The 15919-nt window shown below is 56.9% G+C and carries 5 protein-coding genes; all 5 read left to right on the top strand.

Annotated features, from left to right (window positions below):
- Positions 1-11 precede the first annotated feature (11 nt).
- The 5 genes from AD670_RS17995 (at position 12) to AD670_RS17975 (ending at position 15913) form a co-directional block, all read left to right on the top strand.
- Positions 12-6296: a hypothetical protein gene (locus AD670_RS17995; protein ID WP_156338262.1), complete on the top strand. Its 6285-nt coding sequence runs from the start codon at positions 12-14 to the stop codon at positions 6294-6296.
- A 272-nt stretch (positions 6297-6568) separates the two neighbouring features.
- Entirely contained in the window at positions 6569-12325 is a 5757-nt protein-coding gene (locus AD670_RS17990) for a hypothetical protein (protein ID WP_053135221.1), read from the top strand.
- A 485-nt stretch (positions 12326-12810) separates the two neighbouring features.
- On the top strand, positions 12811-13290 hold the full coding sequence (locus AD670_RS17985) for a hypothetical protein (RefSeq protein WP_053135217.1): 480 nt from the start codon (positions 12811-12813) through the stop codon (positions 13288-13290).
- A gap of 287 nt (positions 13291-13577) precedes the next feature.
- A complete protein-coding gene (locus tag AD670_RS17980) occupies positions 13578-14888 on the top strand; it encodes a sugar ABC transporter substrate-binding protein (protein WP_053135213.1) in 1311 nt (436 codons plus the stop codon).
- A 134-nt stretch (positions 14889-15022) separates the two neighbouring features.
- Positions 15023-15913: a carbohydrate ABC transporter permease gene (locus AD670_RS17975; RefSeq protein WP_053135211.1), complete on the top strand. Its 891-nt coding sequence runs from the start codon at positions 15023-15025 to the stop codon at positions 15911-15913.
- Positions 15914-15919 lie beyond the last annotated feature (6 nt).

Raw genomic sequence — 15919 nt, 5'->3', positions numbered from 1 at the left:
AAGGTAGTTCCATGATCAATGTTCGACCCTCGCACACGCCAAACGCCTTCACTCAAAACGAACTGAATCCGCCCACAAAACCTGCAAGCTCAGCGACACCTCAAGGCATTTCCCAGCTTACTCAGGAAATACAGGATGGCGCATCGCCCAGCGCCCCAAACACTCACCTTGCCCCGACGCGCCTGAGCCGAAAGCTGCGTGATATTTCATCGACATCCACCCCACGCGTTGCAACCATTCGCCAGTTCGCCGAAGCCTTGGTTGACAGGGGGGACCGGCAATTGGCGTTAGGTGTCGCCAATAGCTTGATGCGCCAACGGCTTGCCGTCGAGAAAGATCACCCCAGCGATGCCGAGGACAGGGTTACCGTCCCGGCCGACTCAACCTTCGGCCTGGCCTGGACGGAACTGGCTGACGCCCTGCACTCGGAACCGTTCAAATCGTTTGCCGAGGCCCGGAAGCTCGATATCTCCCAACTGACAATTACCCCCGAGGGCCGCCTGATCGAGACAAGCAAGGAGCCTCCTGCCGACTTCATCCTGGGTAACGACGCGGACTGGGCAGCCGCGTCAGGGGCGGTGTTGGCCGCGGTCAAAAAAGTCGCCGGGAACACTTCGCTGGCCGTTGATGTCCACGGACGCCATCTGGCGTCGGCCTACAACATCGCGGCTTTCTACGGTTTGCAACTGGGTCAAATCGAAAGCGACCACACACTGCTTGCCGTCGGACAACTGCTAAGCGAAGGCAACTTCCACGCTTTCAGCACGCCCGATCCGAACTACACCACCGTTTACGCTCCAGTCAAACAGCGACAAGGAGAAGCCCGCCAACGGATCATGGATTTGCCGCCGGATCAGTTGAAGCAGCGTCTTGAGCAGTTCACACCGTCAACCGTGGAGCAAAAGGTCCAGGAAGCCGATCGAGCCCTGGCGCAGCAGTGCAGCCAGGCCCTGATGCGACTCGCACCTCAAGCCCGAGCCCAAAGCGACGAGCCCCCGCTGGTGCTCAACGCGATTCCGGAGTATTCGACCTTCTACCAGGTGCGCAAAAACCTCCTGGCTGCGCTGGCCGGCAGCGACTTTAACGCCTTTGCACAAGAGAACAACCTTGAGCCCGGCAGCGTTCGTATCCACCCCGGCACCGGTGAGCTCACGGGCAAGGTGAATGGCAACAACCGCTCTTTTAGCGTGAACGATGTTTCGGGATGGGGTGATGTCTGGACAGAGATAAAAGAGGCCATCCAGCAGATGGCCGCTGGGGCAGATCTCGCTGTTCGATACCCGTCGTCACCCTCTGCATCGCTGCACGAGGTCATGAGCTTTTACAACGAAGAGATTCCTCGCCAACCCAACGGCCAACAACCCGGGCTGATCTCGCTTCTGGATCGAAGCATCGCGATGACCCATAACAACGGTTTCCAGGCGCTCACTGACACCCGCACGCGCGACGCCCAATCCATTGCTGTAAGGGAACGACAGTACGCCGTCACGCGACAGCTTGCCGAAATGCCCGCCCCTCTTTCAAACCTTGAAACGCTCGCGGCAGCGGTAGAAGCCGATCCGAGCGCGACAGCGGCCAGCGTAATATCAGCAGAAGAAGCGCTGGCAACTGCCGACAGCGCGCTGGCTGTCGCCACGCACCGGGCAATGCATGATTTGAAAGCGAGCATGGGTCAAGCCTCGTCGAAAATGATCGAATCGATTCCAACTGAAAGCCTGTTCGGTCGATGGCACAGTTACCTGAACAAAGCCATCAACGGACGAGGTTTTACGCAATGGGCTGGAACCCATAACGTTGAACTGACCTCTCTGCGATTCGACCCTAAAGACAGCGCGCTGATAGGCAAGGTCAACGGCGTTGACCAACGTTTTACAGTCGACCACTTTGCGAAAACATACCCCGACTATTTGGATGTCTTCACGCCGGTGGTGACCGCCGCCCAGACATTCGCACGGGACACCCCGATACTGCTGGCTCACGCCAATAACAGCGCGCCATTGGAATGGGTGTGCAATTTTTATGGCATCAACTCGAACCCAAGTACCGCCTCATTCGACGCCAGCTCGGTGCAACTGGGTCGTACGAAGAGCTTTCTGAACAGCCCCAGGCATCCAGAACAAATCGTCAGATGGCTGAACCGGCAAACAAGTGAAGTGGGCGACAGCAATGATCGGCATGCACTCATCGATCAGCTCAAACACGGCAATATCTCAAACGACGACACCACCCGCTTCATGGTCGATCAGGATTCATCCCATCAGCCTAAGGGCATGACCACGGTACAGAAATTCCTCGCGGATCAGGGGTGGTTCGAGGCGAAATCGGCGGCGCAGGTCGATAACCTGTTACAGGCTCTGCAGACACCTACGCCGCAGGCGCCGGCACTGGGCAATAATTGGGGTTTTCTTGCCACGGATCTCCCCCTGAGCACGGTCCAGCGCGAAGCCGTTAGTGGGTTCGTGAAACGCTCCATCGGCAACCATCCCAACCTCTTCGACTACCTGAGTGCCCAAGTCCCCCGCCTCAGCAGTGACCCTGCACAAGCGCTGGACCAACTGCTCTCCAGTGACGGCGCGCTGGAACTGGCCACGAATCTGCAAGTCGAGATGAAGGGTGCATTCACTACGACCAGCCTCAAACAGTGGCTGTTGACCGCTCTGGTACTGGAACTCGATCCCTCAGCCGGCACGCAACGCAATCGTGTCGCGGGTTATGACTTCATGCAGGTGCAAAACTGGGGGCGACCGGCACATGAAATACGCCAACAGTTTGCACGCCACTTTGATCAGCCCAACGCCAGCGACGTGCCGTCTCAACAGGCAATGATTGCGGCCCATTTGCTGATGTCAGGTGCTGCGCCGCAGTTTCTGGTCAAAGATCTGCCACCGTCCATTATTCAGGGCACACCCCAGTGGGCAATGTTTCATACCGCCGTAGACCGGATCGAACAAACAGCGCCCGGGGCCACGCGGTACATGAACTTCAAGCAGGTGATGGACTTCCACAAGATCAAGCCTCTCTCCCCCCAAGAACAGCTGCAATTGCTCAGGGCGCAAATGAACCCTCTGATTGATTGGGGGATCATCAATGGTGTCATCAGCAGGACTGCCAATGACCAATACACGCCGGAGCTGCTGCAAGCGTGTGTCAAGGCATTGGGTGAGCAAACCGCTGCCGTGGCAGATGCCAAACGCTACATCAACGAATTTCCTGTACCCACCCGACGCGCCCTGGCACTTGAGAACCTCAAACAGAAATTTGGTGAGGGGGTGCCCTATGAACAACAAAGTCTATGGAGAGAAAGCGATCAGTTGTACGGCACCATGGCGAGCGTGGTCGAAGCCTATGAAGCCGGACAATTGGGGGATACGTACAGGCCAACAAACCTGATCGATCGTTTGACAAGTGGCGCGGATACTCCTGCCTGGGAAGCCAGGGATACGCGTATCCCTATCCAGCAACTGCATGATCAGGCGAGCCAATTGCCCGACGTCAATGCGCAGTACGACGCGGCGATCGAAAGCGACTTCGTCCCTCGTCGTGCTCACTCGATTGTGATCATCAAAGACTTGCTGTGCAGGCTCCCGGCAGAGGTCCGCAACCATCTGGCCAACGGCAAGATTGAGTACTACAGCGTTCGGGAATCAGACACCAGCACATGGCAAAACCTCAGCGCCAAAACCGGTAAAAAAGGCAGCCACGGCCTGCTGATTCGTGCGACCGGGCAAGACGCAAGCATCACCGATGTCGCCCTTTTTCCCGATGCCGGCACTGTAAAAATACTCTCGAACTTACCCAACCCCATGCCCCTGGGCGGCACGAATAAGGCTTTCGGCAAGATTTATGACGGCGCCGATGAAGGCCCCCATGCATTGCCGTTGGACTTCACCGCCTTCAGCTCAGCGGCGGCGCCACGAGACGCAATCACCTCAAACGTGATCGTCGACCGCATCACACCGGTCACGCTGGTAAATGGGAAGCTCATAAATGATGGTCTGGCCACATTCGGCGACACCCGCTCAAACTCGGCGCCCGCGTTCTCTAATGAGCAACTGGAGAAAATTGCCACAACCAGCGTCGACTCGCACTTCCTGCGCAAAGACGAGTACAAGGCGATCAACCATGGCTACAACCCCTTGGAAACAAAAGGCCCCACCTTTCTTGAACGGCTCAACGTCCTGGCGCGCATGGTCCCCGTTGTCAGCAGCGTCGAAGACCTTTACGAAGGCAACTACGCCGAGGCGGGCCGGGACCTCTTATTTGATGCGCTGAGCATTGTCTTTCCCGGTGCATTAGGAAAGGTGTGGTCAGTCGCGATGGGTGCCTTCGAACGTGCAGCCGTCAGGCTTGGAGAAAATGTCGTTCAATCCGCGGCCGAAGCAGCCGTCGCCTCAATGGCGGTTACAGACGTGACTGCCGCCAGTACTGCGAAGTCGTCCGACGCCGTCAACCGTCTGCAGGGCAGCCCTCTGGTGGAACAGGCGGACGGTGAATGGAACATGGCGGCCGACAGGGCCGATGGCGCGCTTATTCAACCCGGCAGCGCGCAACAGATCAGGCTCACTGCGGTGCGTCAAGCGGGGGAATGGTACGCCTACGACGCCAAGACAATGACCGCTTACGGGCCGGCCCTGGAAGGCTTCATCTCTGATACGTCGTCAGCTGTAAGACGAGAAACCTTTTCAGACGGCACTCAAGCGCTGGTCACGGAAAAGCCACTGGCCGCCGACGCCTACACCCTGCCACGTCGCCATGGCTTTGATGTGGTCAATGAGGGCAAGGTTTACCGTTACGACACCCGCAACCCTGGCGTGCTGAGTGATCTGGAATCAGCCGATCACTACAAGCCGCTGGAGGGTTTTGAAGCGACCTGTCCAGCCCCTACCGTTGCACAGGACAGGGTCAGGCGCGGAGTCAGTAACACATGTTTTTCCAAAGAAATAGAGGTCGTTACCGACACGTCGCGCCAGGAACTTCAGGCGCTTGAGCACCAGCGGCTGTTCCCCTCGGCGCCAGGTCTGTTGAGGCGGGATCAATTTGTCATTTTCGAGCGCCGTCGATACAAAATGGTCGATGGCGACATGGGCCCCCAACTGGTCCCGATGCCTCAGAGCACGCCCATCGCCTACAAATCGCAGATCACCGGCAGCCTGAAACACGATCCCAATTTTGGCTTTTCCGGCGCACAAGCGAGTGGTTCCCTGGCCAGCGAAACCCGTGTGGTCAAGCTCAACAAAATCAGCGATGGCTGTAATGACAAACGTGAACTTCGAGGGGTGGTGGTGAAGGCAGCCGACGGTAAAACCAACTACCTGGTGGTAGAGGCTGATACCGCAGAGTTCTACTACACCAAACTGAGTGGCACCCCCACCGGCGAACTGACTTTCAACAAATGCACACCCCGCGACTTTTCCCTGGTCGAGGGTTACCGCAACGCATTCAGTACACGGCAAGGTGTCACTGAGATGCCGTTTGATGCCAACTTCATTGCCTTGCCCAAACTGGATTCAGCCTTCAAAGAGCTGGCGCGGTCCGGTTTCCTGAAAGAGGACATCGATACATTAAAAGCGTCGTGCAAAGACTTTACTCACGAACAACAGCGCGAAGTGATCTATCAGCTGCAGCAGACCAAGGCGATAAGCAAACCGAATATCGCGTTGCGGCCGAACCAAGTGTCCAAGTTGACCGAACCCGACGGCTTCAACAGTTGGACGCCAGAACGGAAAAACGAGTTCTATGCCGTCCAAGCGAAAAACAGCGTGAATCGGGCCATGAAGGCAACCGGGCTGGGACCCGCCAATATCATCCGCTCAACAGCGGACAAGGCACGCGCAGATGCCGCAAACATGACCAATGAATGGTTACGCAGAACCGTGCCGGAACATGCCGTGAACCGCCCGAGCCTGATCTTGAAAGCCGGCGCTGGCAACTGTGGAGAAATGGCCTTGCTGTCCAAGGACATCATTAAAAAAAGCGGCGGCAGGGCTTACGAATGGGGGGCTTCGTCCGCCCATTCGTTCACCGTCGTCGGAGGTCCTTCCACGCTTCCCCCAGGCACGCCAGACTTTTCCGAAGCCGCTTGGAGGGACGCCTGGATTGTCGATCCTTGGGCAGATATCGCCTGCCCAGCCCGCCTGTACACACAGAAATTGAGCGAAGTCATGTCCCTATGGAGCCGCGAAAATCTGAAGATTGTGTATGGGGGCAATCCTATTAACCCGCTGGACGCAAAATGGATGGAACAACTTATCGAAAAACCGAAGGCCCCCTATTCCCATGGGTATACCGGCGGATAGACCGCAAGGCCAGGGAAAGCGCTGTGGCTGAATCACGGCGCTATCCCCCAGGCTTCACGCGAACGCTTCTAACCACTTTCTTATCCGTGAAAAAGCATCAGTCCACCGAAAAAAACCTGCCCTGACCAATCTGCACACCGGCTTACAAATCCTGCAACCTACTCACCCCTCGGCGTAGGAACGCCCATCAGCCCCTTGGCCACGTATTGAAGTACCTCTCTGTATCAGTTGAGAGGCCGTACTTATAAATACGTAGGTAAAAGGGCAGTCCCATGATCAGCTTTACTCCGTCACACACTGTCAGCACCACTACTCCAAGCGCGCTGAATCGGTCCACGCCCCCCATAGGTTCAGTAGCCTCTCAAGTCATCGAGTTTTTTCATAAACGCCTCAAGGATATTCAAACGTTCCCCGCGTCCGCGCAATCGAGTGATGAACCGGCGCCAGCCGGCAAACGTATCGAGCAATTGCTCAGGTTCGCCGTGACAAAGGAGCAACCCAGCGTAGCCGAGCGCACCGGCCAGTTGATTGAAAGCAGCCATGAGCCGCTGACGGACACCGCGCTGCGCAATCAGGTGGAACAACTCCTGAACCAGCCAAGCGCCATTGACTCGCAAAAAACCTACGCTCAATTTATTCAGGAAATACTCGACAGTTCGGCATCCCACACTCCGAACACTCGTCCTGCCCCGTTGCGCTTACGCCGAGATCTGCAAGCCTCTGAACCGGCCTCCGCTACGCGCAATGCGGCGGTTCGCCAATTCACCGATGCCTTGATCGACAGTGGTGACAGGCAGTTGGCCATAGGTGTGGCCAATAGTTTGATGCGACAGCGGCTCGCAGCCGAAACCAATCGGCCCATTGCTGTGCAAGACCAGGTTGCTGTGCCGGCGGACTCAACCTTCGGCCAGGCCTGGACCGAACTTGCCGACGCGCTGCACTCGGAACCCTTTAAATCGTTTGCCGAGGCCAGGAAGATCGATGTTCGCGGATTGATGATCGACTCCAGGGGACAACTGAGCGAAATGCGCAACAACGTGCCGGTCGACCTCTCGCTGCATCGGGACACAGACTGGGCAGCCGCATCGGCCGGGGTCATCAGCGCCGCCAGAAAAGTCCTCGACGGTAAGCAAGGTGTTATTACTTTCCACGACCGCGAACACGCATCGGCTGACAACATCGCCTCGTTCTACGGCCTGCAACTGGGCGGTATACGAAGCGACGACACGCTGTTCAGCATCGGACAACTGCTGCGCGAGGGTACCTTCCACGCCCTCAGCAGCACCGACCCGCACTACGCGACCGTTTACGCCCCGGTCAAACAGCGACAAAGCGAAGCCAGTCAGCGGCTTATGAATTTACCGCCGGATCAGTTGACGCAACGCCTTGATAGGTTCACCTCTTCAACTGCGGCACGAAAGGTCCAGGACGCCGATCGAACCCTGGCGCAACAATGCAGCCAGGCCGTGATGAGACTCGCCCCTCAAGCCCGAGTCGAAGGCGAAGAATTCCCGCCAATGCTCAAAGAGATTCCGGAGTATTCGACCTTCAACCAGGTACGCAAAAACCTCCTGGATGCACTGGCCGGCAGTGCCTTTACAACCTTTGTACAAGAGAACACCGTTGAGCCCGGCAGCATCGCTATCCACCCCGTCACCGGTGAGCTGACGGCTAAGGCGAACGGCAACGACGCGCGCTTTAGCGTGAACGATCTTTCGGGATGGAGTGATGCCTGGGTAGCGATAAAAGATGCCGTCCAGCAGATGGCCGCTGGATCGGATCTCGCTGTTCGATACCCCTCCCCACCCTCTGCATCGCTGTCTGAGGTCATGAGGTTTTACAACGAAGAGATCCCTCGCCAGCAAAACGGTCAACAAGGCGACTGGCGTCAACGCGAGCTGGTATCGCTGCTTGATCGAAGTACCGAGATGACCCGTAACAATGGTTTCAAGGCACTCATTGACCCCAGCACGGGCGACAACGTCTCTAAAGGTGTACGTGAGCGCCAATACGCCATCAGGCAACAGCGTGCCGACGCGCCCTCGCCCCTCTCTAAACTTGAAACCCTGGCCGCGGCTGTCGAGCCCCGCTCCAGCGCAACAACGGGCAGTGCAATATCCCCGCAAGACGCCTTGGCAAGCGCCGAAAGCGCACTGGCCGCCACTACGCTCAACGCAATGCGCGAGCTGGAAAACAACCCCACCCAAGCCTCGACAAAGATGGTCGGGCCGATTCCGGCTAACAGCCTGTTCGGCCAACGGCGCAGTTACCTGGACAAAGCCATCAAGGCCCGTGGCTTCACCGAGTGGGCCGAGAAAAACAACGTTGATCTGACTTCCCTGCGCTTTGACTCCAGGGACGAGGCCTTGATCGGCAAAGTCAACGGTGTTGACCAGCGTTTTACTGCCGCTGACTTTGCGAAAAAGTACCCCGAGCATTTCGACGTGCTGGCGCCGGTACTGACCGCCGCCTCGGTATTCGCGACACCTGGAAAGCCGATCACGCTGTCTCACGCCAGCAGCAGCAACGCGCCGTTGGAATGGGTGGGCCGTTTTTATAGCCTCCCTACAGACCCGCGCAGCCGCGTATTCGAACGTAGCATGACGTTGCTGGACAGCCTGAAGAAGTTCCCAGCGAGCCCCGACGACCCGCAACGAATGGTGAATGGGCTGAATCAGCAAAAAATCGCATTGGCGGATAGCAATGATCGCTATGCACTGATCAGTCAGCTCAAACACGGCAATATCGACAACGACGACACCACCCGCTTCATTGTCGATCAGGGCTCCTCACACCGCCCTAAAGGCGTGACGACCGTGCAGAAATTCCTCGCGGATCAGGGTTGGTACGAGGCGAAGACGGCAGCGCAGGTCGATAACCTGTTACGCGCCTTGCAAACACCGATACCGCAGGCGCCGGCCCTGGGGAACAACTGGGGGTTTCTCTCCACCGACCTGCCCCTGAGCCCCGCCCAACGCGACAAAATGAGCGCGTTCGTTAAAAACGCCATTGGTTCCCACACCGATCTCCTCAGCTACCTGAGCGCTCAAGTCCCCAACCTCAACACCAGCAGCCCGTTCCAAGCGCTGGACCAGTTGCTCTCCAGCGATGGCGCCCTTGAACTCGCCACCCACCTGCAAACCGAGATGAAAGGCGCCGCAACCGTCACCAGCCTTAAACAATGGCTATTGTCCGCCATGGTGCTGGAGCTTGACCCAGCAGCCGGGACCTCCCGAACTAGCCTGGCGGGCTTTGACTTGATGCAGTCGGATAACTGGGGATTGGGCACGGACAAGATTCGTGAGCGACTCAACAAACACTTGATCGATAATCGAAAAATCCAGGCAAACCTTGCGCCAGTGGCCGCGCGCCTGTTGATGACGGGCGCTGCGCCCCATCTGCTGGTTAACGATGTGCCATCGACCATAACCATGGGCTCGACCGAATGGGTGAGCTTTACCACCGCCGTCAATCGAATCGAACTGAACGCTCCCGGGGCGGCTGCGGACATGACCTTCCAGCAGGTCATGGATCTTCATCGCATCGGCCCCATCAACGACCGTGAAGCCCAACTGCAGTCTGTCGCCCAGATGAACCCGGTGTTGGATTGGGCGGTCATGAACAACCACATCGTCAGAAATGAAGAGGCCCCATACACCCTCGAACAGCTCCTCAGCAGCCAGCAGAAGCTGGACAAACAACTTGGCGAAGTTTCTGAAGCCAAACGCTACCTGCGTACCTTTGAGCCGCCAAACAGAAGGCCAATGGCCCTTGACGCGCTGAGAAAACAATATGGTTCGGCCATCGACTTCGAGAGCCGGGACATCATGACAACTCGCGCGGGGATATTTTCCGACATCCAGACAAGCATCGTAGAAGCCTATGAGGCGGGGCGCCTGTCCGAACATTTTGATCTGAGGCGGCGGGGGCTGGACATCAACGCGGTGTCTGCGCAAGCTCACAACCTGCCTGACATCACTGCGGAATTCGACAAGCAATTCGAAGAAGACTTCCTCCTGCGTCGGCGCCACACCATCACCCAGCTCAAGGACATGTTCAGCAAGCTGCCTTTGGAAGAACGCAATAGCCTCAACTTCGGCACGGTGGAGTACCTGAAAGTGGAAGGCGCCGGTAATGGCGTCGTGTTGAATTCGTTATACCAAGGGGTAAGCCGAAATTTCGCGGTTTACCCGGCCTCAGGGCATATCGTCCGTATCCCTGATATTGCCCCATCGATCGAGCTCGGTCAGAAGGTCAACCTGGCCATCGATGCTGAAGCCTTCAAAACGGGTGCAGAACCGAAACCGGGCGTCAAATCCGATGTTGTCTTGAAGGAAGGCAGCCAATATCTGCTCATGGTTCCCTCCGATCCCCCTGAAAAAGCCATGTGGGAAAGGGTCGATCTTCCTGAGCGCAGCGCAGACCTCCGCCCCCCCTACGACAGCGCTAGATTCGACACGCTGTCGCAGATACTGGTTGACTCGGTATACCTGCGCAAACCCGACCTTGTTGCTATCCATCGCGGAGAGAACAACCTGGAGGATGGCTCGAAATCGGATAACTTCCTCCTGAACGTTCTAGGCGCACTGCCGGGAGTCGACAGCGTTGTAGATATTACCGAAGGCAAATACGTGGAGGCCGCAAGGGATCTGGCCATTGATATTGCGATTTACGTTACCACGGAGGGTGCAGGCAAACTCTGGACTGTGGCTAAATCCGGGACGGCGTGGGCAGCCGCCAAGGCCTCGGCAAAATTCATCGAAAGGTTTGGGACCAAGGAAGCAGAAAGCATTGAGCTCAAAGACCTGACTAGCACCGGCACCGAGGAGGCGTTCAGCTCCGTGAGCCGAATGCAGGGCGGCCAATATAAAAAGCCAATTGGAGAGGCGTTTGTCCCGACTGCGGACATGGCTGATGGCACGGTGAGAAATGGCGAGACCTCTGCACTTGTCAAGCTCACGGCCGTTTTCGAGAACGACGAGTGGTATGCCTATAACCCCCTGACAATGGCGGCTGACGGGCCTGCGCTAGAAGGGTTCGTGCCCGAAAATAACCATCGCAACGTCAATGGCCTGTTTGACTTTTTTACCGGTGCCAGCTCCGATCCGGATATACCCGCCAGATTCGAGATCAACGTCATGAACGCGCAGCTAAGAGATGAGCAAGCCTTTAACGCCGGCTACAACAGCTTGAAACCGGAAACTATACCTGGCTACCGCCGCAGAATGGGCAAAGACCGAATCAGACAACTGATCGCAGACACCCAGCTAAGTGCCGAACAAGTGGGAAGCCTGGTTCGGCAACGGGAAAGACTCGTCATTGCCGAAAAACGCATCGACATGGAGAATTTCAAACGAGAAGTAGAGGGTGCGGGCGGAACCAGTCGTGGAATGTCCCAAGGCTTTTATCTTGCCCTGACACAACCAGGCTCACAAGGTGAATGTGCTGCCCTGTCCAATACGATGGCGCTCGCGCTCTCGGAGGGCACCGAAAACACGTTGATCGATAACGTGAATATTGCCATGGCCAACCCGAAGTCCGCTGGCGGTTCCAAATTCATCTCAGACCTGTCAGCGTTGCAAGCTAACGTAGACAGACAACACACCTTTCAAACCGGAACCTCAGGCACACTCATGCCCTACGAGGACATCGGCACAATACTGGGTAACGCCGAGACTTCGAAGACCTTGCTGATCGGCACGAAAAATCATGGCATGCTCGCGGGGGTTAGGTTCGACCCCGCCGACGCCAGCAAAAAAAGCTGGTTTTATTACGATCCCAACTATGGGTTGGCGACATTCAATTCAGAAACATCAATGAAAGCCGGGCTGGAAAAAACACTGAACAGTGGCAAAGTCGGCAAAGGACTCGACCATTTTGGCAGCGCGTCGACGGGACCAAAATATAACGTCGGTGTCTTTGATATCGAGGCAATGGCGCAGCGCAGATTTGATATTGCCCGGGTTAGAGAGCTGACCCGACCTATCAGCCTTGACACAACGCAAGCCATCCCCCGACAACCTGTATAGCCGAATCAGGATGGAGACCAAAAAGAAACGGTCAGGCCACTTGATGAAGAAATCCAGACATTCATCGATACCTGTCTAGTCCTGAAATAGGTTTACACCTGTTTCATCCTAACGCCCGATGAACAGCATCGGGCGTTTTGTATTTTAAAGACAGGTGCGGTCATTCCTGGTTGTAGATCAAGATTGCCTCCCGCACCATCTGCTCCGCTTGATGGTTTCACCTGTTTACCTGACGAGTGCAAAAAGTATCAGTCCAAGTGCTCCCAAGGACTTGTCACATCTCATCTGAAGACCGTAATCATTGCCCTGCCCCTGGCGCAACAAATCGCAGACGCCAACAGCATTGCACGCCTGGGGCACTTTACCGTGAATCCCGTCGGTCGGAACTGGTAGTTCTCACAGTATCGCCATCGCAGGCCCCCTCCTTAAATGAGCGTGCACATCATTCCTGAATGACTGCGTTCACTTAATTCGAGGATCGAGAAATGAGCCAAACAACACATCAAACACTTAAAGAAAAATCCATCATCCACCATCGTGTCGTATTTGCCGACGAGGGCGAGAAACATGGGTGGACAGGCGGCGGCAGTATCATTATTGACGATGTAAGTGGCAGAACAGCCTGGCTTGTCCAGAAAGCAAGCAGGATTTTCAGCGAAATCCTTCCTCCTCACAGTCAGCTGACCGTGCTTATTTATTGTCGCGTGCGCTTAACGGGCAGTTACTTGAAGGTAACGCATGCGGGGGGAACATATACTTCCCCCAATATTATGAGCAACTCCGACATGAACACTTATTGGGTAAGAAACGCCACAACCAATGGGGAAGGAAAGTTTTGGATAGACTTCGAAACCAGCGACGGCCAAGCCCTGCGAATCCATCAGGTGGAAGTCATGGGACCCGCCACCCACAAGGACACCGATGAGCCGCCGGTGATGAAGCTGCTGAAAGACGCGGCCCCCTGAGGAAAGATGAACGCCATGCAAAGGGTGCCAATACCATCACTTCATGGCGTCTTTCATCACTTGCCTGAACAGCGCACCTGCAGATTTCCCTGGGCTTGAATATCGCGAGGGTCAAAAAGCAGCCCTCACCCGAGTGCAAAAAAGTATCAGTCCAAGTGCTCCCAAGGATTTGTCACACCGTCAATTGAAGGCTGTAATCAACGCACACTCTTCCTGACTCCCCGTAGGAAGACACAACAACAATAACTGTCCTTCTGTAGCCCCTGGGCGCGGAAATGGAGTGCGCGATGAAGTTCACAGCAAAAGCTCTGCTTGCCTGTACCTGTATGACCCTCAGCGCCGTCAGCCTTGGCGCGCAAACCCTGACCATTGCCACCGTCAACAACAGCGACATGATCCGCATGCAGAAGCTCTCGAAAACCTTCGAGGCCGAGAATCCGGAGATCAAGCTGAACTGGGTGGTGCTCGAAGAAAACGTGCTGCGCCAACGCCTGACCACCGACATTGCCACCCAAGGCGGGCAGTTCGATGTGTTGACCATCGGCATGTACGAAGCCGCACTCTGGGGCGCCAAGGGTTGGCTGGAACCGATGAAGGACCTGCCGGCGTCCTACGACCTCGACGACGTGTTCCCTTCCGTGCGTGACGGTCTGTCGGTCAAGGGTTCGCTGTACGCCCTGCCCTTCTATGCTGAAAGCTCGATCACCTATTACCGCACCGACCTGTTCAAGGACGCGGGGCTGAGCATGCCCGAGCACCCGACCTGGAGCCAGATCGGCGAATTCGCGGCCAAACTCACCGACAAGAGCAAAGAGCAATACGGCCTGTGCCTGCGTGGCAAAGCCGGTTGGGGTGAGAACATGGCGCTGATCACCACCCTGGCCAACGGCTACGGCGCGCGCTGGTTCGATGAGAAATGGCAGCCGGAATTCAATGGCCCCGAGTGGAAGGACGCGCTGAACTTCTACGTCGACAACATGAAGAAATCCGGCCCGCCGGGTGCTTCCAGCAACGGTTTCAACGAAAACCTGGCGCTGTTCAACAGCGGCAAGTGCGCGATCTGGGTCGATGCCAGCGTCGCCGGCTCGTTCGTGACCGACAAGACCCAAAGCAAAGTGGCTGACCATGTCGGTTTCACCTTTGCCCCGCACGAAAAAACCGACAAAGGCACGTCGTGGCTGTACTCCTGGAGCCTGGCGATCCCGACCAGCTCCAAGGCCAAGGACGCCGCCAAGGTGTTCACCAGTTGGGCCACGTCCAAGGAATATGGCGCATTGGTCGCCAAGACCGACGGTGTTGCCAACGTGCCGCCAGGTACGCGCAAGTCGACCTACAGCGACGAGTACATGAAGGCCGCACCGTTCGCCAAGGTGACCCTGGAATCGCTGAAAGTCGCCGACCCGACCAAGCCGACCCTCAAGCCGGTGCCGTATATCGGTATCCAGTTGGTGACCATTCCTGAATTCCAGGCGATTGGGACCCAGGTCGGCAAGTTCTTCTCCGGCGCGCTGACCGGCCAGCAGACGGTCGATGCTGCACTGACCGCCGCGCAGACCACCACCGAGCGTGAAATGAAGCGGGCGGGTTACCCCAAGTAACCCCCGATCCTGTAGGAGCGAGCGTGCTCGCGAAAAAGGTACATCCGACGCCGCAAGGCGCCTGAAATACCTTCGCGAGCCAGCTCGCTCCTACAGGGGTTTTACGCACCTGTACCTGACTGGCCTTGATTATCATGAATACACCCTCCAAAAGCCGCCTGGCCAACCCCGGCTGGTTCCTCGTCACGCCTTCGGTCGCCATGCTGCTGCTGTGGATGATCGTGCCGTTGGGCATGACCCTGTACTTTTCACTGATCCGCTACAACCTGCTCTACCCCGGCGAGAACCAATTCGTGGGGCTGGAGAATTTCACGTACTTCATCACCGACTCGGGGTTCCTGCCCGGTGCCACCAATACGTTGTTGCTGGTAGGCAGCGTGCTGCTGATCAGCGTGGTGTTCGGCGTGTTGATCAGTGCGCTGCTGGAGGCCAGTGAGTTCCTCGGGCGTGGCATCGTCCGGGTGCTGTTGATTTCGCCGTTCTTCATCATGCCCACCGTCGGTGCGCTGATCTGGAAGAACCTGATTTTCCACCCGGTGTCGGGAATTCTCGCCGCCGTGTGGAAGTTCTTCGGCGCCGAGCCGGTGGACTGGCTGGCGCACTATCCGCTGCTGTCGATCATCATCATCGTGTCGTGGCAGTGGCTGCCGTTCGCCATCCTGCTGCTGATGACCGCCATGCAGTCCCTCGACCAGGAACAAAAGGAAGCTGCGCGCCTGGACGGTGCCGGCGCCATCGCGATTTTCTGGCACCTGACCCTGCCCCACCTGGCCCGCCCGATTGCCGTGGTGGTGATGATCGAAACGATCTTCCTGCTCTCGGTATTCGCCGAAATCTTCACCACCACCAACGGTGGCCCCGGCTACGCGTCGACCAACCTTGCCTACCTGATCTACAACCAGGCGCTGGTGCAGTTCGACGTGGGCATGGCCTCGGCCGGCGGCTTGATTGCCGTGGTCATCGCCAATATCGCGGCGATCATCCTGGTGCGGATGATCGGCAAAAACCTGACTGACAAGCCTTGAGGGCCG

This window comes from Pseudomonas sp. MIACH (assembly GCF_001269925.1).
Taxonomy (GTDB): domain Bacteria; phylum Pseudomonadota; class Gammaproteobacteria; order Pseudomonadales; family Pseudomonadaceae; genus Aquipseudomonas.
Note: the sequence above shows the minus strand (reverse complement) of the source record. Positions and strands in the feature narration are given on the sequence as shown.

Coding starts and splice junctions, on each gene's coding strand:
- AD670_RS17995 (WP_156338262.1), top strand. CDS start 12: ATGATCAATGTTCGACCCTCGCACACGCCAAACGCCTTCACTCAAAAC.
- AD670_RS17990 (WP_053135221.1), top strand. CDS start 6,569: ATGATCAGCTTTACTCCGTCACACACTGTCAGCACCACTACTCCAAGC.
- AD670_RS17985 (WP_053135217.1), top strand. CDS start 12,811: ATGAGCCAAACAACACATCAAACACTTAAAGAAAAATCCATCATCCAC.
- AD670_RS17980 (WP_053135213.1), top strand. CDS start 13,578: ATGAAGTTCACAGCAAAAGCTCTGCTTGCCTGTACCTGTATGACCCTC.
- AD670_RS17975 (WP_053135211.1), top strand. CDS start 15,023: ATGAATACACCCTCCAAAAGCCGCCTGGCCAACCCCGGCTGGTTCCTC.